This is a genomic window from Nostoc sp. JL33, assembly GCF_017114985.1.
Lineage (GTDB): Bacteria > Cyanobacteriota > Cyanobacteriia > Cyanobacteriales > Nostocaceae > Nostoc.
This window is the reverse complement of record NZ_JABXKP010000035.1, coordinates 1-16,996: the sequence shown is the minus strand read 5'-3', so window position 1 is coordinate 16,996 and position 16,996 is coordinate 1. Positions and strand designations below refer to the sequence as shown.

Sequence of the window (16,996 nt, the reverse complement as noted above, 5' to 3'; positions counted from 1 at the left end):
GGACATAATATTAGCTGTCACCTACCCACAGTTGAGTAAAACGTTCAGCCGTCCATCCAACAATATCTGATACTAGTAATCACTGGGAAAAAGAAATCTCACAATATTTGGATTGAATATAGAGCTAATTACTAATTCTAATGGGACTTCCAAAAAATCAAATCACCAGTAAATCATAATGATAATCATCGCATAGCGTAACGCACCACCTCGAATTTTAGATGCGTTAGCACGAATACAGCCTTTCCTAATCATACAAGCTACATCATAGCCCCCTCCTCGCTTGCGGGGAGGGGGTTGGGGGTGGGGTTCAGTACCTACTCAAGCGAGAAACGCTATATCCGTAACGATTCCCAATCCAAAATCTAAAATCTAAAATCCAAAATGGTATTAGCTTTGAGTTACAGGTTCTTTCGCCAAGAACTTCTCTAATTCTGTCAGCGCATCAGCATCAACCTTAGTTTGCATTGGGCAGAACTTCGGCCCACACATCGAACAAAACTCAGCAGTTTTATAGATATCTGCTGGCAGAGTTTCATCGTGATATTCCTTAGCTCTTTCTGGATCGAGTGATAATTCAAACTGACGGTTCCAATCGAAGTTGTAACGCGCCTTGGAAAGTTCATCATCTCTATCCCTTGCACCAGGGCGATGTCTAGCAATATCAGCCGCATGAGCTGCTATTTTATAGGCAATCAACCCATTTCTGACATCTTCGGCATTTGGTAGACCCAAATGTTCTTTAGGTGTTACATAGCACAGCATTGCTGTACCGTACCATCCAGCCATCGCTGCTCCAATGGCTGAAGTAATATGGTCATAACCGGGAGCAATGTCTGTCACCAATGGCCCCAACACATAGAAAGGTGCTTCAGAACACTCTTCCATCTGCTTACGGACGTTGAACTCAATTTGATCCATTGGCACATGTCCAGGCCCTTCCACCATCACCTGTATATTATCTTCCCAGGCTTTGCGAGTTAGCTGTCCAAGGGTTTTCAACTCAGCTAATTGGGCTTCATCTGAGGCATCATGGGTGCAGCCAGGACGCAGGGAATCTCCTAAACTGAAGGAGACATCGTACTTTTTGAAAATCTCAATAATATCTTGGAAATGGGTATAAAGCGGGTTTTGTTTGTGGTGATGCAACATCCACCGCGCCAAAATACCGCCGCCGCGAGAGACAATACCAGTGATGCGGTTTCTCACCAAAGGCAAATGCTCAATCAAAATCCCTGCGTGGATAGTTTGATAGTCTACTCCCTGCTGGGCGTGCTTTTCGATTATATGGAGAAAATCATCAGCAGTCAGGTTCTCAATTGTGCCGTGGACACTTTCTAAAGCTTGATACACTGGCACCGTACCAATGGGAATAGGTGAAGCCTTAATAATGGCGCTGCGAATTTCATCCAAATTACCGCCGCCTGTAGATAAGTCCATTAAGGTATCAGCACCATACTTCACCGCCAGATGCAGCTTATCAACTTCTTCCTGAAGATTAGAAGAGTTGGGGGAAGCGCCGATATTAGCATTTACCTTACATTTAGAGGCGATGCCAATAGCCATCGGCTCTAGGTTAGTGTGATTAATATTAGCCGGGATAATCATTCGTCCCCGCGCCACTTCCTCACGAATGAGATCAGGGGAGAGTTTTTCTCGTTGGGCGACGTAGTGCATTTCTTCGGTGATAACACCTTGGCGGGCGTAGTGCATTTGAGATACATTACTCTGCCCACGTCGTTTAGCAACCCATTCTGTCCGCATATTGTAATTCCTCGATAAACAGCTTCCCTCCGCTGGTATTACCCAGACTCAGGTGTTAAGGGTGTGATCTCAGCCTGGTTATGTAGGCACCCCTAGCATGGATGTAGTGTAGCACCTTGGTTATATCTGGGAGCAAGGATGTTAACAATTTATCAGGTGAGGATGGTGTTAAGCCGTTTTTTCGGAGTCTAGCGATGTCTACGACGGGCTGTGCCTACGCTGTTTCTGTTGAATAATGTCTAATATTGCATTGTGGATTTCCTCTGGAGTCATTGAGGCGGGATAAGTCGCAGAGGGAGGTTTTGCCGTCAAACGATCTGCAAATGCGTAAAAAGCCTCTTGATCATCTTGGTGTGCAATGACGTAGGCGCGTAATTCTGCCTTGCTCATAGCATCAAAGTTTGGTTTACTCATGGATATTCCCAGTTGCCATCACGACTAATCAGAATTTCTATACTTTTGTAATTTTAAGCATATCCACTGAGAGTTAACTAGTTAGACAAATTACATAATAGCTGTGATGATAGTTATCAAGAGACTTTTCAATGGTTAATTCAGTATCTGATAATTCGGATGAGAAAGAGTTTTGGGAAAATGTAGATACTCAATTTGAGGAAAAAGTCCAAGATTTTTCTAAAACTCTAAATATAGCTGTTATTGGAAAAGTTAGTTCTGGTAAAAGCTCATTAATTAATGCTTTGCTCAAAAGAAGTCGCAAAAAAGCCATAGCAGAAGTGGGTGCTGAAGCTGGTGTAACTACAAAATTAAAAGTATTACGACTTGATGAACGAGTTAGGCTAATCGATTCACCGGGACTTGATGATGTCCGTACTGAGAATAGTAATATTACACGAGAATTTCTCAAACATATTGATGTAGGTATTTTAGTTGTAACCGGAGCCGCAGATGCTTCCCAGAAGAGATATTTAGATGACCTTCGAGCGCATTGTGAATCTGTATTTGTTGTTCTCAATAAAATCGATGAGTGGGGTAAGCTTTCCCCGTTGGCTTTAGAAAAGGTGATTACTCAGTGGAAAGAGGTACTTCAGATAGAAAAAATTTACCCAGTCTGTGCCTTCGGCTACGATATTGATACTCCCCCTAGCACTCCACTAGATATTCGTGGTGTATGTTGGCTTCGGGAGGATATCGAAAATTTTTTAGGTTCAAAGGGAAAGGATCTACTACTCGCTCGTCACATGGGTGAGAAAAAATCTTATGCAATAGGCATTATAGCAACTGCATTAATTGCAGTTACTGTTCAAGCATTTATTCCTGGCAGTGCAGCTTATATAACAGCTACACAAGCTGCCGCGATTGTCTCCTTATCCTATCTGTATACTGGTGAAATTCTGTCATCACAAGCTGCTTTTGCTTTACTTCGTGCATTTGCAAGTGAGGCAGCTACAACAACATTGTTTCTGTGGTTTAAATCATTCCTACCACCAACTGGAATTATTGATATTGCAGCAGCAGTAATCGCTGTGAGCATTACTCTTGCTATTTTAACTACTGTCAATTCTATACTTGCTGATGGAGCAAAACTAGAGGAAGATGAACTTCTTAAGTCAAAATTCCGAACTAACCGGAAGCAGGCAGAGACGGCTTTAAAAAGTTTAGCTCTGACAGATTTGAAAGATTTACCATCTTTGAAAGGAATGCTAGAGAAATTTCTCTAGCAAATGTTAATTAATTCCAAAAAAGGCGATCGCACGTCTGACACCCTTCAACCAAAAGCTTTTAAGCACTAGGTACTATGGGGCGAGTTTCAACCTCCCGTCGTCAGACACGAAGAAAATTGCATACGATTAGTATTATTAGCTATCCTCTCGTTAAGAAGCAGTCTAAAGCAACACCGAGTAAACAGAAAGTAGCCTAATTTCTCTGGGATTATAGTCATCAAACTCATTCTCGATTGCGCGAACGGTGAGATGAATTATGACTATTAAACGTCGGCAATTTCTCAGAACCTCTGGACTAGCTACCTTAGCCACCCAGATACCAGCATTTACTGCCCAAGGTAAGCCATCTCCAAACACCATCCAGAAACCGCCCCGTCTGCAAGTGGGCGATACCGTGGGATTAATCGCCCCTGCGGGTATCGTTGACGCTAAAGACATCGAAGCAGCGCAAAAATCAATTTCACAGTTAGGGTTAAAAGTCAAGCTGGGGGCGCATATTTTAGATCGTTACGGCTATTTAGCGGGTAAAGATGCCGATCGCGCCCAGGATCTAAACTTGATGTTTAGCGATCGCACCATAAAAGCAATTATTCCCATGCGCGGTGGTTGGGGCTGTAATCGCATTTTACCCTTAATCAACTACTCGCTGATCCGCTCCCATCCGAAAATTATCATCGGTTACAGCGATATTACGACGCTATTGTTAGCAATTAATGCCCGTAGTCAAATGATTACTTTTCATGGGCCAGTTGCTACGTCTACCTGGAATCAATTTACAGTCGATTACTTCAAGCGCATCCTATTTAATGCTGAAGCTGTGACTATGCAAAATCTCAACCCTAGCGAAGTGCGGATGGAGATAATAGCACCGGGAAAGGCGAGAGGTAAACTTGTGGGTGGAAACTTGTCAGTTTTATCAGCAATGGTTGGTTCACCTTACCTACCTTCTTGGAACAAAAGCATCCTGTTTGTGGAAGAAGTTGGCGAGGATGTTTATCGTATAGATAGGATGCTGACGCAGTTAAAAACTGCTGGGATACTTAATCAAATTGCTGGCTTTATCTTTGGGCAATGCACTAAATGTAGTCTTGGAGATGAACCATCATTTACATTAATCCAAGTATTGCAACAACACATACTTCCTTTAGGTATTCCTGCTTGGTATGGTTCAATGATTGGTCATATTAAGGATAAATTTACCTTGCCAATCGGTGTAGAAGTGGAAATAAATGCCGAACTTGGGACAATACGAATGTTAGAGGCGGCTGTTAGCCTTGTGTGAATGAGGCAGGAGGTTGGAATAAAAAATAGTGGCTCACATTTATATCTAAATTGCAAGCCACTAAATTGGAGATTTTGGTGTTCTTGACTTTAACCCTTGCTCGTGTCTGACTTTTCACTGTATCTGGAAAACAGGGCAAACGCATCTAAATTACTGTTGCTCAGAACCAAAGTTGAGAACCAACGAAAAAATCATAATTTATCGTTTGCTTTAGTTTCCCAAACTCAAAGCAATGTCTACGACGGGCTAGGCTTACGCTACATCTGTGTCAAGAAGCAGCTATTAATGCGACTATTTTTGAGCTTATTGAAAATAAAATCTTTTGGTTGACATGATGCGATCGCCCTGGCTGCGCCTTGACTCCCCCACTATATTTGCAGCGTCCAGACAAAGGACTATGTGTATCAAGTTTGGAAATGCTTACTTATGATGACCAAACCATTTAGAGGCGATCGCTCCTAAAGCTGCTCCAACCACTGGATTACTGAGAAACTTAAGAATTGCTGGTTGTTCAGCCATCACTTCGTGGAAGATGTCAGGATGGCTATGATATGTGAAAGATGCCACCTTGCTGAGGTCATCTGCACTTATGTGGTTAGGGTTGTGGGTAGAAAGTCCCAAATCTCGCTCCAGATGGCGCTCGTCTAGACCTCTTTGCTTTAAGTGCTTGAAAAATGCCCGTGCAACATCATCCCGTTCGTTAGGCTTAATCTGAGCGATCGCTTTTTGGAGTTCTGGCTCCAACTGGCTTGGTGGAATGCTGTTATGGTTGAAAGATTGACTAAACAATTGCCGACGTTGATCGTGAGATGAACGTTGGGCAAAATCGTCAAAATTTTGATATTCCTGAGTTGGGTCAGATGAAACATCATCTAAAGACTCTGTATTACCGTGAGCCAACTCGTTGAGAATTTCGCGTTTATACTTGTCACTGCTGCTCATTTTAAATGTCTCCTTTTCTACTTACAATCAACTGAATTAATTCCGGTTTTCCCAAGATTTTGAGTTGTTATTTATACTCAACTTCATGAGATTGCACATCATACTGAGCCGTCAAAATCAGTTTTTTGTCTGGTGCATACATCAAAACTTTTAAGTCTTGATTGGGGAAATTTTTGTGAAAACCTTGGAGTAAGGATTTTGCTAATGGTCGCACTTCGGTCGGACGAACTTGAGACGCAATCACGACACCTAACTTATTGTTGTCACGTACATAAGCATCTTGGACAATTCCTTTGGCTGTGCTGACAACCCAGTTCCCAAAATCTTGACCCTGTACACTGTTACCGCGTGACAATAAGGCATAGTCAGCACTATGACTGATTCCAGACGGTAATTGAGTTGGTTGTTTAGCTTGAACAGTACCACTACAGGCGGCAGTCGTTGTTAGTACTAATACCAAGACTAAAGCTGTTAAAACCCGACGAAACTGTTGAATTATTTTCAATTTAAGCACCTCATCTAAACTAATGACTCTTCTGCAATATCAATCTTCTGAAAGTAATTTTGAGTAGAAGTAGGTAGAAAACCCGCTCCTACTAACTCAAATGCAATGACCTTTGTAGTTTAAGTAGGTTAACAAGTGGTGGGAGTAAAAGGTTGCATAGCTTCTATCAAGCAGTGCGAATTGAACGCCTAAATCTAAATCTCCATCACAAAAGGTAATTGCGAATTAAGAAAAAGCGAATTGCGAATTGTTTTAACCCCGGCCAGTTTTATTCTCTATTCGAGTTCCATCAGTGTCAACATCTAATTCTTCGCGTCGAATGGTTTCTTGAGCTTCAACGGTTTCTTTGTCTACAACTTTCTGCACTCTGACTTCTTCGCGCAAAAAAGCTTCCTTTTGGATGTCTGCAACTTCTTCATAGAGGTCTATATGCGCTACCTCGCCCTCGGAAAAGTCAGCCGCTTCAGCAGACACAACTTTGCCTGTGTCTTGAGAAGTCACTCGCTCAATCACGACTCGCTCTTTTTCCACCGGAACAGCAACTCTTGCAGTTTCGGTTTCAACATGCTTACTAATCGCTACTTCTCCACTTTTCCGGCGCTGTTTATTAGCAACTAGCCTTTCTTGGTAAAGTTTGAAAGTTTGGTCTTCGTGAGCGTTGACATCATACAGATCCGCGTCGTGTGCGTAGGTGTAGCTGTCAGGACTTGGAGTAGTGCCGCCAGCTGTCGATCCTAGCGCAGCAGAACTTTCTACAGACGGTGTGCGATATCCTCCACGCACCTGTTCTTCATAGTCGTAGTCAAGCGTTGTATGCTCTTGATATTCAGGTAAATTTTCCGCTTGCTCTCTTGTTATACCAACGACATATAGACGGTTTGCTGTAGAGTCAATACGCGATTTACCTACTGGTAGTAAGATTTTCTTGCCAAAAATCCAAAAGCCGATGTCAACAATTAAATAGCGGAATGCTCCTTGGTCGTCTACTACAGCATCATTTACTGTGCCTAGCTTCTCATCAGTTCCTTGAACATACACACCCATTCCTTTGATGTCGTTACCTTCAATAGTATTACGGTAATCTGTATCAAATTCGCTTATTTTCTGGAGTGGCATTCTTTTATTCCTTAAAATCTTGCTGTGTCTCTTTTATAAATTACACAATTTAGTTTATATACATCTTCTCTCCGAGGATTGACTTCAATCATCTTGATATTTCATCAATCGAAGTAATTAAATATAGTTTTATAACCCAAAAGGATGATACAGGATAAGGCTTTTAGTATTAATTTATTACTCTTAATGAAATTGATTATAACTAAACTTTTCTAACTTCTGTGACTAGTTTCTAGCATTTGTGTGACTACTTACTAGCACTAAATTTCAAGCCTAAATTTAGCTAAATCGATACATACCATTAAACCTAGCTAGTTTAATATGTTTATTAAAACCTTACACTTAAATCAAATATCCTCACATTCTTAAAGATTTATTGCCTGAAGTTGTAATGCTTGCTCTATCACTCTTGTTGAAGACAGAATTTATTCCAAAAGATTGATGAGAAGTAAATCTAAAAATGCCTAAATATTATTAAAGTCCTAATAAATTCGCAAACAATTCAAGGCCCAAATTATCTTGCTCAAACGACAGGCCGGGTTCACCAGCAACAACCAGATATACTCAGTCAAATTATGAGTGGTGCTGCGGGGAGCTTTACAGGTGGTCAAGGTGGTAACATTATGAGTAATCCATTAGCTAAGGGAGCGATCGCTGGTATCGCAGCCCTAGCTGTCAAAAAGTTGATGCAAAGAGGCAACCAAGGAAATTCCGGGCAGTATGATAATATCCGCCCAGCTAGCGAAGACCCGTATGGAGATCCTGCTGACCAACAGTACCGCTAGTAACGTCAAGCAGCAAAGCTGCAATTCGTAATTACAATCAGTGAAAACTTGAACTCATCACTGATAATTATGGTCAAGTAAAAATCAGTTTTTTTACTTGACCACTTTTTATTAGATTGGTATCACCTGGTGTCAAATATCTTGCATTGTTGGTGGTTATTTAAAGCGACTCAAAGCGGCTGAGAGTTATATTCTAGCAAGGTCAAGTAGAAGAAAGTCAGCTTTATTTCATCATTGTAAATTATCTACGTGAGCAGTGGATTTGTAGAAAAATGAAACAGTTAGCAAAAACATTATATAGTAAACTTCTGCATCTATTTCACCAGGTAATGGGAATTACCATTTCCCGTAATCCAAATTCAAAGGAAACTAATGTTGCTCTTGATGAAGAATCTCTGGAAGACTCAACTACTCAATTATCAAAGCAAATTCCTCTTCAAGAGATTAATAAATCTGAGCAAAATTTACTATTAAATTACCAGTATTCATCAAAACCTCGGCAATTCAAAAAAGCTTCTTTATTTCCTGATAGTAAGACTAATGTTGCTGCCTTGTCGCTAGTTTTGTATGGAGTTGCTGAAGTCTTATCTCAAAAAATGAATCTGTCATGGAATCAAGTAAATAATACTTTTAGTTACGAAAAAGAAGCTGAAACGGGAAAAGCAAAAATCTTTTATTATCTAACAGATAATCCCGAAACTCCACAACCAGAAACTCTGGCAGAAGAGGCAGCTTTAGTTGTTATAGACCAATTTGATCCAAGGGCGTGTGCTATTCACCTGATTTACTGTGCCTTAGTAGCTAGTCTAGATCAACCTTGGTCAGGCAATTTTGTAATTGATGATAAACAACTACTTGAATACACAGGGCTTGTTAAACGCAGGGACTTATGCAAGCATGAAAAATTGAGTATTTTGTACGACTTGTTACGGCAACCTGCCCAGGTACTAGCTTGTATTGCATGTCCTAAACAGGGAAAAGTAGGAGCTTTTAGTGTTGCTGATTTAAAGATTTGGGACATCAGCATAATACGAGATTTTGAAACAGATAAAGCTGGCAATAACAAGCTAGTGGGTTTAAAGGTGATAGGTCAAGCTGGAGTATGGACAAAATACTTCCTCAACAAATCTAAATACCACTACCACACTGGAATTATTACCAAGAAAACCGTACAGAAACTATTTAGTATTGGTAAACAAAATGCTGGCGCGGCTAGAATGCTAGTTTGGCTAACCTTCCAAATCCAACCGGAATTCCAGGATTGTGTAATGGGCAAGACTCTGATGGAGATTGCTTACGGTGCAGACAAAGTGTCAACAGCAGAGCAAGACAGACAGCTTAGACGGCAAATGGCTGATGATTTGGAAACTGACTTGAAAGTTGTCAAAGAAGCCGGATGGCAAGCAGAACTGGAAACAGGCCCAGCTTGGTTAACAAGCAGCAAAAGCGCTAAAAGACCTATAGGTTACTGGAATCAAATACTCAATTCTAAATGGCGTTTTCATTTACCAGCAGAAGTACAAGAACGCTTGACCCTGGACTCGAATCAGCTAAGTGCAAACAATATCCAGCCTCTATCAGGTAATGTCATTAGAGAAGCGAGAAAAGCAAAAGGCTGGTCTAGAGCATTTTTCGCTACAACGATGGGGAAAAGCGTTTCTTGGGTTGATGCAGTCGAGACGGGTACACGTCAGGTTTCTCAAAAGGACTTGCCCAAGTTGCTCAATACACTGGAACTACACCTTTAGGACTTACGCAAAATATCTCTGAAACTCTGATTTCTCCGTGTCCTCTGCGCCTCTGCGGTTCGTGATTCCGTAACTCGTGCGTAAGTCCTAACCTTAACAGGCATTGATTTCACTAAACGTTTCTTGTTTCTGCCTCCTGCCTCTGTTGTTAATATTTTGATATGACAGTATGAATTTCTCCTCGCTATGTTACGACTAACAGAAGTAAAGCTGCCGCTTGATCATCCTGAAGATGAGATCAAGACTGCCATCCTCAAAAAGCTGCAAATCACGGACGAAGATTTGATCAGCTATTCCATCTTCAAGCGTAGCTACGATGCCCGTAAGAAAGGAGAGATTACCCTTGTTTATATTCTGGATGTAGAAACGACTCAGGAAACTCATCTACTCAAGCGCCTGAAAAAAGATCCTCATGTGATGGTCACGCCAGACATGAATTATCGCCCAGTGGCACAAGCACCAAGCAATTTGGCGATTCGCCCCATCGTGATTGGTACTGGGCCTTGTGGATTGTTTGCGGGTTTGATGCTCGCGCAAATGGGCTTTTGTCCAATCATTTTAGAACGTGGCAAACAAGTCCGCGATCGCACTGCTGATACCTTTGGTTTTTGGAAGAAAAAATCAGACTTCAACCCAGAATCTAATGCCCAGTTTGGCGAAGGTGGGGCGGGTACATTCTCCGATGGCAAACTCTACAGTCAAGTCAAAGATCCTCAGCATTATGGACGTAAGGTACTAACCGAACTCGTGAATGCGGGAGCCTCACCGGAAATTCTCTATATCAACAAACCGCACATCGGCACTTTCAAATTGGTGGGAATCGTCCAAAGTATGCGTGCCAAAATCGAATCCCTCGGTGGTGAAATTCGCTTTCAAAGTCGGGTGGAAGATATCAATATCGAAAATGCACAGGTGCGGGGAGTTACCCTCGCCAGTGGGGAATATATCGCCAGCGATTATGTAGTTCTGGCAGTAGGTCATAGCGCCCGCGATACCTTCCAAATGCTATTTAATCGTGGAGTTTACATAGAGCCTAAACCTTTCTCCATCGGCTTTCGGGTCGAACATCCCCAGACTCTCATCGACCAATGTCGTTTCGGCGCTCAAGCTGGTCATAAGCTTTTAGGTGCTGCCGATTACAAACTGGTTCACCACTGCCAAAATGGTCGCTCCGTCTATAGTTTTTGTATGTGTCCGGGGGGCTTGGTGGTTGCAGCCGCATCAGAACCGGGGCGACTTGTCACCAATGGGATGAGCCAATATTCTCGCAATGAGCGCAATGCCAATAGTGCGATCGTTGTGGGCATCACCCCCGAAGATTATCCGGGCAATGCCTTGGCGGGAATTGACTTGCAACGGCGCTTGGAAGAAGGGGCTTTTGAATTGGGCGGTGGAACTTATGAAGCTCCAGGGCAGTTGGTGGGTGACTTTCTCAACGATCGCCCTTCTACAGCATTGGGCACAGTTAAGCCGTCTTATACACCTGGGGTACATTTGGGTGATTTGAGCCAGAGTTTACCAGATTATGCGATCGCCGCCATCCGTGAAGCACTTCCGGCTTTTGACAAACAAATTAAAGGATTTGCGATGGACGATGCCGTGTTGACTGGGGTGGAAACCCGCACATCATCACCGATTCGGATTAAACGTAAAGAGGATTATCAGAGTTTAAATACAGTTGGTCTTTATCCGGCTGGTGAAGGCGCGGGATACGCAGGGGGAATCCTTTCGGCGGGTATCGATGGGATCAAAGTGGCGGAGGCAGTTGCTTTAAGTATTTTGAGGAATTGCGATCGCTGAAATAGTGAATGCGATCGCAGCTTAAATTGTCATGTTCAGTGGAGAGAAACATCTGTGAGATTCTTCTCTCCACTGCGTTTTGCTCAGAATGACTTTTGCAACAGGTTTACTAGACCTGTTTCAGCCAGTAGGTACAACTACTTTCGCGTGTTTGTTAACGTAGTCCACAAATAATTGTTTCAGCCTGGGACTAACGCCAGCGTGTTCAAAGAATCCAAAACCCAGATTCTTAGCTCTTGCTAAGGTTTCCTCTGGTGTTAATCCTTCCTGGATAGCGATACTCAACAGCGCAATTCCAGTTGATCGCATTCCGGCTGCACAATGTACAACTGCTGGTTTAGGAATTTGTTCTATTATCGTCAGAATTTTGGTAATCAGCTCTTCATTCAAATTTTTTAAATCCACCTTCAGTGGAACATTCTTATAATACAGCCCCAATGCTTCCGCTACTTTTTGCTCATCTTTGGAAAATCCTAGTTCATCAGGCGATCGCAAATTTAGAACGGACTTAAAACCTTCTTGGATAGCTTGCTCAAGCTGTTTTGGTATGACTTGTCCTGTGGTTGTCAAATTTTCGTTAATCTGTATGGCGTTGATCACATTCACTCCTTTTGACTTTTTAATGTCTTCCAGCTTGGTAAATACTCTCAGGGAGCAAGCTTTGAGAAGATATTCAATTAAACACGGCAAAATTAGCTAAATATCGCACGATATTGCTTGATTACTTCAAAATTTGCCTTTTGAAGTTCGTTATTTTATTGCTTAAAACAATAATATACGGTTTGCCGATAGACTTGCCGTTGTTTAGAACATATTATATGTTTCCTCGATATGTTTACAGTAATTTATACTTAGGGAGTGATCCTCATTGAGCAACTTTGGTGAGCAATTGGCTGAAAAGTTTCGTAATTTAGTATAATTACATACAATATAATTATGTTAAATAACTACTAATAGTAGTAACTCAGTACTAAAAACTATAGCTAAAGTTCCCATAGATTAAGCACTAATGATACTTAATCAACCATGCAAGAAATTTTATGCTTTAAGCATCAGTAATTTTTCTTGTTTATTAGACTGAACAGGATATAAATAGTGACTGATGAACTACCCCTGCGGGTGTAGTTGCTTACATTAGACCTCTTGTAAAAATCCTTGAATTACCCCTCCCCAACCCTCCCCGTATATGTTGGGGAGGGGGCAAGATTTCAAGTTTCCTCCCAATACATCGCTACGGTGTACACACAAGTACTATCTGAAAGGGTTTCAGGCGTTATAGACCCCTTAAATTGTCATTACGAGCGCAGTGATAACGGAGCGAAGTAATCACATAATCCCGTGGTTAAAGCGATTGCTTGTCTACGACACGCACTTGCGTTCGTCGTTCCTCCTCGCTGCGGACAGGCTTTCAGTCTCGTCAGGGGCAAGTCAAGCATTTGGTGTATTTCCCTTATGCTGCATCAGTTTGAGGCTTGTTTATCCTTGAAAAATGTTTAAGTCCCGCGCAAATAATTAGAAGATAGTGTAGGGTGTGTTATCGCCGAGAGTAAGGCACCATTTCCGATTTTCGGTGCCCTGCATCAGCCGTAACACACCCTACAGTAACAAAAAGTCAAACAGGCATCTAATCTGAATGCCAGCCCTGAACCTATGAGCGCTAACGGAATATCTCTTCGACCTGCCCAGCAAACAGATGCGTGGGTGCTGAGTGCAATTCATATTGCTGCTATCAAAGCTCTGCCTGCAACTTTATACACCCAAAAAGAACTTTTAGCTTGGCGTAATTACCGCAATAAACCTGATGGTTCAAATATCTTGAAGAGTATGAAAGTGGAAACATTTTGGGTTGCGAGCGAGGGAGATTTTGTTATAGGTTTTGCTAGTTTTATTGTTGATGAACTCATCGGGCTGTATGTCCATCCTAAATATCAAGGTAAAGGGATTGGCCGTGCTTTAGTTCAACATTTTTGTGATCAAGCAACTGAGCAAGGTATAGATAAGGTAATTACAACTGCTAGCCTTTATGCAGAAGGGTTTTATTTACGACTGGGATTTACTGCTATCCAAAGAACACCTCATTATTTAAGAAGTGGGGTAGTTGTCCCAGTTACTCAAATGAGTAAAACATTAGCTACTGCACCAAAATAAATTTCAGAGGGTAAAGATAGATTTTCAATAACTTTAAAAATGCTGGAATCAAGATTATTTTTCCCCAAGTTGCGACCACTTTTTCTACATAACCTATGATGTAAGTAAGTACTTGCCAGCATAAATGAATAAAACTATCCGTTCATCAACTCTCACCCGTACACGTTTGATAGAAGCCGCCTCGCAGGTATTTGCCAGTTTAGGTGTTCAAGGAGCAACTACCCGTGAAATAGCTCGTGTTGCTGGTGTGAATGAGGTGACTTTATTTCGCCACTTTGCTAGCAAAGAACAACTTCTGGGAGCAGTAATCGAAAATGCCTTTGCACTCCAGACAGAAGCCCTTGCACACCCCGAAGCGTGGACGCAGGATCTAAAAATTGATTTAATACAGTATGCCCATCTTTACAATACTATGCTAGAGGCACAGGAAGACTTAATTCGTACCTTCATTGGAGAAGCTAAACGTCATCCACAGGCAGCCAAACAAGTGATTCAAGAAGCTGCCAAGCCCTTAGGAGAAAAACTGGTAGCTTACCTGCAATCGAGTCAGAGAGGAGGCACCGTCAGAGCAGACTTTGATCCATTTCCAGCAGTCGATATGTTTACAGGAATGCTGTTAGCTGGAATGCTATGCCGCAGTGCAAAATTCAATCAAGGTAGCTATAGCTGTGAGGACTATATCGAAACCTGTGTAGATATTTTTGTACGCGGTATCAGTGCCACTCCCCTCTCAGTTGTCAATACGGCTCTAAGCGATGAACCAAATTAGACAAAATTGAAGATATATGAAAATATTGAAAGGTAAAGTTGTCAGTGGTTTAGGAAACTTTTCTTACTGGATTGAGAAACTCCAGGAGTATTACTTGAGAAAAACGGGAATGAAATTCTTCCCTGGAACTTTAAATATTCAGCTAGATCAACCTTACCATCTCCCGAAAAATGTAATTCGTCTGGAAAATGAAGAATATGGAGGGACTGTTTCTGTTAGCATTGTTCCCTGCCAGATATTTAGAAGAGATGCTTTTATCTTAAGAACAGACAAAAACAATACTGAGAATGGAGATCATCCGAAAACAGTTATTGAGATAGCTTGCGATGTTAAACTTCGCGAGGTATATAACCTTAAAGATAATGATTTGATTGAAATTGAGATTCACGATGTCAGATTTATCTGAATTAAACAATCTGCTTGCAGATGAAGCGTTAATCCATTACGCGAGTGGTCGGGAGCAAGAGCGGTTATCAAAAGGTGCAGGTCTGCTGGAATTAGTCCGAAGCCAAGAACTTATTAGCCGCTACCTACCACCTCCACCCGCAGTGATTTTCGATGTTGGCGGTGGCGCTGGCGTCTATTCTTTTTGGCTTGCTCAACAGGGCTATGAAGTCCATCTCATTGATGCGGTTCCTTTGCACATAGAGCAAGCCCAACATTTGTCTCAAGCTCAACCGGAATATCCTCTAGCTAGTTTGGCAGTTGGAGATGCTCGTCAACTCAATCGGGCGGATAATAGCGTTGATGCTGTTCTCTTACTTGGGCCTCTCTATCATCTGACTGAGCGCACAGATCGTATTATTGCTTTGCGTGAAGCTTATCGGATCTTAAAAACTGGAGGTTTTGCTTTCGCGGTGGGAGTTTCTCGCTTTGCTTCAACCTTAGATGGATTATTTCGGGGACATTTAGATGATCGAGAGTTTGTAGAGATTGTTAAACAGGATTTGATTGATGGTCAACACCGCAACCCAAACAACCATCCTAACTACTTCACAAAAACCTTCTTTCATCATCCAGAAGAACTCAGAGCAGAGGTTGAAGAAGCGGGTTTACATTTTGAAAAGATTTTAGCGATTGAAGGGCCAGGGTGGTTACTACAAAACTTCCAAGAACACTGGAATGAGCTAGGCCGCCGTCAACGCCTTTTAGAAGCGATTCGTTGGTTAGAAACCGAACCCTGTATATTGGGGATGAGCGCTCACATCATGGCTGTTGCCCGTAAATAGGCGGTAAAGTAGAGCGAAGCGATCGCTATTAACTAAAAGCGCTTGTTGTTTTGCCAGCACTTGTTTGCGTAACAAGAGCAGTAGTTGAGTATTTTTTTTGGAAGTCCCATAACTTTAAGAATTAATTATTTAACCCTTTCAAGGTGACTCGTAAAATCTCTTTTATTCTCTCTGCGTTCTCCGTGCCTAACAAGGTTTAAAAGTTATTTATTGAACCACTCCAGACGCAGAGAACACAGAGAAAAGAGGAATTATTATCCAAAAATTTTACCCACCTTGAAAGGGCTAGTCCTATTATTTATAGAACTCCCTTTTTCGTAAGATTAAACTCCTGACGCCTTAGCGAAGTGTCTTTGGTTCCGCTTCTGACTCCTGAACTTTATGCTTATTTAAAGTTCTTGTCCCGTTGGTCGGATGAGGATTTCGTTGACATTAACACGCGGTGGTTGCGTGAGTGCGTAAACGATCGCAGCAGCAATATCTTCGCTTTGCAGAGGTTCAATTGACTTGCGCCGTTCTTCAATCCGTTGTTTGGCAACGGGATCGGTAATTTGGCTGTCAATTTCCGTATCCACCAAACCTGGTTCGATAATGGTGACGCGGATATTGTCCTTGTGGACTTCTTGGCGCAATGCTTCAGAGAGGGCATTCACACCCCATTTAGTAGCATTATAAACACCGACGCCCGCTCGCGCTGTCCGGCCGGCCACTGAGGAGATATTGACTATATGCCCGGATTGTTGCGCCTTCAACAGAGGCAAAACAGCATGAGTAGCATATAGCAGTCCTAGTACATTCAGGTCAAACGATCGCCGCCAGTCTGAACTATTCCCAGCTTCAATGGTACCGAGTAAGGCAATCCCGGCATTATTCACGAGGATATCGACCCTTCCCAATTCTGCGTTTGCCTTTGCCACCAAGTTATTTACCTGAGTTTCATCAGTCACATCGGTGACAATCGGCAATGCCTTGCCACCACTAGCTTCGATGCGTTCTGCTAATGCCTGAATGCGATCGCCACGCCTAGCAGCGAGTACTACTGTTGCTCCAACTGAAGCCAAGGCGATCGCAGTTGCTTCTCCAATTCCGGCTGAAGCGCCAGTGATAATTGCTACCTTTCCTTCTAATTTACCTGTCATACGATTAGCTCCTTAGTAATTGAATATTGGGCATTGGGCATTGGGCATTGGGCATTGGGCATTGGGCATTGGGCATTGGGCATTGGG

Annotated in this window: 16 protein-coding genes and 1 riboswitch; of the genes, 9 read left to right on the top strand and 7 right to left on the bottom strand. The window is 42.2% G+C overall.

All coding sequences use genetic code 11. The features are described from left to right. Nucleotides 1–390: 390 nt before the first annotated feature. Both thiC and HWQ23_RS08015 read right to left on the bottom strand, forming a co-directional pair. Nucleotides 391–1,764 (bottom strand): phosphomethylpyrimidine synthase, encoded by a 1,374-nt coding sequence (gene thiC, locus HWQ23_RS08020; RefSeq protein ID WP_292826079.1) that lies wholly within the window; start codon nt 1,762–1,764, stop codon nt 391–393. A 7-nt stretch (nt 1,765–1,771) separates the two neighbouring features. Continuing rightward, a riboswitch (TPP riboswitch) is annotated at nt 1,772–1,868 on the bottom strand. 94 nt (nt 1,869–1,962) lie between these two features. Continuing rightward, nucleotides 1,963–2,178, bottom strand: a complete 216-nt coding sequence (locus HWQ23_RS08015; protein ID WP_292826076.1) for a DUF6887 family protein — start codon at nt 2,176–2,178, stop codon at nt 1,963–1,965. Nucleotides 2,179–2,309: 131 nt separating this feature from the next. Here HWQ23_RS08015 and HWQ23_RS08010 point away from each other — a divergent pair, with 131 nt between their 5' ends. Together HWQ23_RS08010 and HWQ23_RS08005 are read left to right on the top strand one after the other, a co-directional pair. Next, complete coding sequence (locus HWQ23_RS08010) at nt 2,310–3,443, top strand: GTPase (protein ID WP_292826073.1); 1,134 nt, start codon at nt 2,310–2,312, stop codon at nt 3,441–3,443. A gap of 259 nt (nt 3,444–3,702) precedes the next feature. Beyond that, a complete protein-coding gene (locus HWQ23_RS08005; protein WP_292826070.1) occupies nt 3,703–4,728 on the top strand; it encodes a S66 peptidase family protein in 1,026 nt (341 codons plus the stop codon). Nucleotides 4,729–5,148: 420 nt separating this feature from the next. Here the strand turns inward: HWQ23_RS08005 and HWQ23_RS08000 are convergent, their stop codons facing one another. The 3 genes from HWQ23_RS08000 to HWQ23_RS07990 all read right to left on the bottom strand — a co-directional run bounded on the left by HWQ23_RS08000 (nt 5,149) and on the right by HWQ23_RS07990 (nt 7,291). Next, a complete protein-coding gene (locus HWQ23_RS08000) occupies nt 5,149–5,670 on the bottom strand; it encodes a hypothetical protein (RefSeq protein ID WP_292826067.1) in 522 nt (173 codons plus the stop codon). A gap of 67 nt (nt 5,671–5,737) precedes the next feature. After that, entirely contained in the window at nt 5,738–6,175 is a 438-nt protein-coding gene (locus tag HWQ23_RS07995; RefSeq protein ID WP_292826064.1) for a hypothetical protein, read from the bottom strand. A gap of 252 nt (nt 6,176–6,427) precedes the next feature. Beyond that, complete coding sequence (locus HWQ23_RS07990) at nt 6,428–7,291, bottom strand: DUF2382 domain-containing protein (protein WP_292826061.1); 864 nt, start codon at nt 7,289–7,291, stop codon at nt 6,428–6,430. A 623-nt stretch (nt 7,292–7,914) separates the two neighbouring features. Here HWQ23_RS07990 and HWQ23_RS07985 point away from each other — a divergent pair. The 3 genes from HWQ23_RS07985 to HWQ23_RS07975 all read left to right on the top strand — a co-directional run bounded on the left by HWQ23_RS07985 (nt 7,915) and on the right by HWQ23_RS07975 (nt 11,624). Further along, nucleotides 7,915–8,076, top strand: a complete 162-nt coding sequence (locus HWQ23_RS07985; RefSeq protein WP_292826058.1) for a hypothetical protein — start codon at nt 7,915–7,917, stop codon at nt 8,074–8,076. 272 nt (nt 8,077–8,348) lie between these two features. Further along, entirely contained in the window at nt 8,349–9,824 is a 1,476-nt protein-coding gene (locus HWQ23_RS07980) for a helix-turn-helix domain-containing protein (RefSeq protein WP_292826055.1), read from the top strand. 186 nt (nt 9,825–10,010) lie between these two features. Beyond that, complete coding sequence (locus HWQ23_RS07975) at nt 10,011–11,624, top strand: NAD(P)/FAD-dependent oxidoreductase (RefSeq protein ID WP_292826052.1); 1,614 nt, start codon at nt 10,011–10,013, stop codon at nt 11,622–11,624. Between the two features lie 120 nt (nt 11,625–11,744). On the opposite strand, the gene HWQ23_RS07970 is transcribed toward HWQ23_RS07975, so the two are convergent. Then, nucleotides 11,745–12,224 (bottom strand): protein tyrosine phosphatase family protein, encoded by a 480-nt coding sequence (locus HWQ23_RS07970; RefSeq protein WP_292826279.1) that lies wholly within the window; start codon nt 12,222–12,224, stop codon nt 11,745–11,747. Nucleotides 12,225–13,325: 1,101 nt separating this feature from the next. Here HWQ23_RS07970 and HWQ23_RS07965 point away from each other — a divergent pair. From HWQ23_RS07965 to HWQ23_RS07950, 4 genes are all read left to right on the top strand, one after another. Next, complete coding sequence (locus HWQ23_RS07965; RefSeq protein ID WP_292826050.1) at nt 13,326–13,772, top strand: GNAT family N-acetyltransferase; 447 nt, start codon at nt 13,326–13,328, stop codon at nt 13,770–13,772. 124 nt (nt 13,773–13,896) lie between these two features. After that, nucleotides 13,897–14,541, top strand: coding sequence for a TetR/AcrR family transcriptional regulator (locus HWQ23_RS07960; protein WP_292826048.1), 645 nt, complete (start codon nt 13,897–13,899; stop codon nt 14,539–14,541). A 16-nt stretch (nt 14,542–14,557) separates the two neighbouring features. Next, complete coding sequence (locus tag HWQ23_RS07955) at nt 14,558–14,947, top strand: DUF120 domain-containing protein (RefSeq protein WP_292826045.1); 390 nt, start codon at nt 14,558–14,560, stop codon at nt 14,945–14,947. Continuing rightward, entirely contained in the window at nt 14,931–15,770 is an 840-nt protein-coding gene (locus tag HWQ23_RS07950) for a class I SAM-dependent methyltransferase (RefSeq protein ID WP_292826042.1), read from the top strand. The genes HWQ23_RS07955 and HWQ23_RS07950 overlap by 17 nt, the downstream gene beginning before the upstream one ends. 389 nt (nt 15,771–16,159) lie before the next feature. Here the strand turns inward: HWQ23_RS07950 and HWQ23_RS07945 are convergent, their stop codons facing one another. Further along, nucleotides 16,160–16,909: an SDR family NAD(P)-dependent oxidoreductase gene (locus HWQ23_RS07945; RefSeq protein WP_292826040.1), complete on the bottom strand. Its 750-nt coding sequence runs from the start codon at nt 16,907–16,909 to the stop codon at nt 16,160–16,162. Nucleotides 16,910–16,996: the final 87 nt, after the last annotated feature.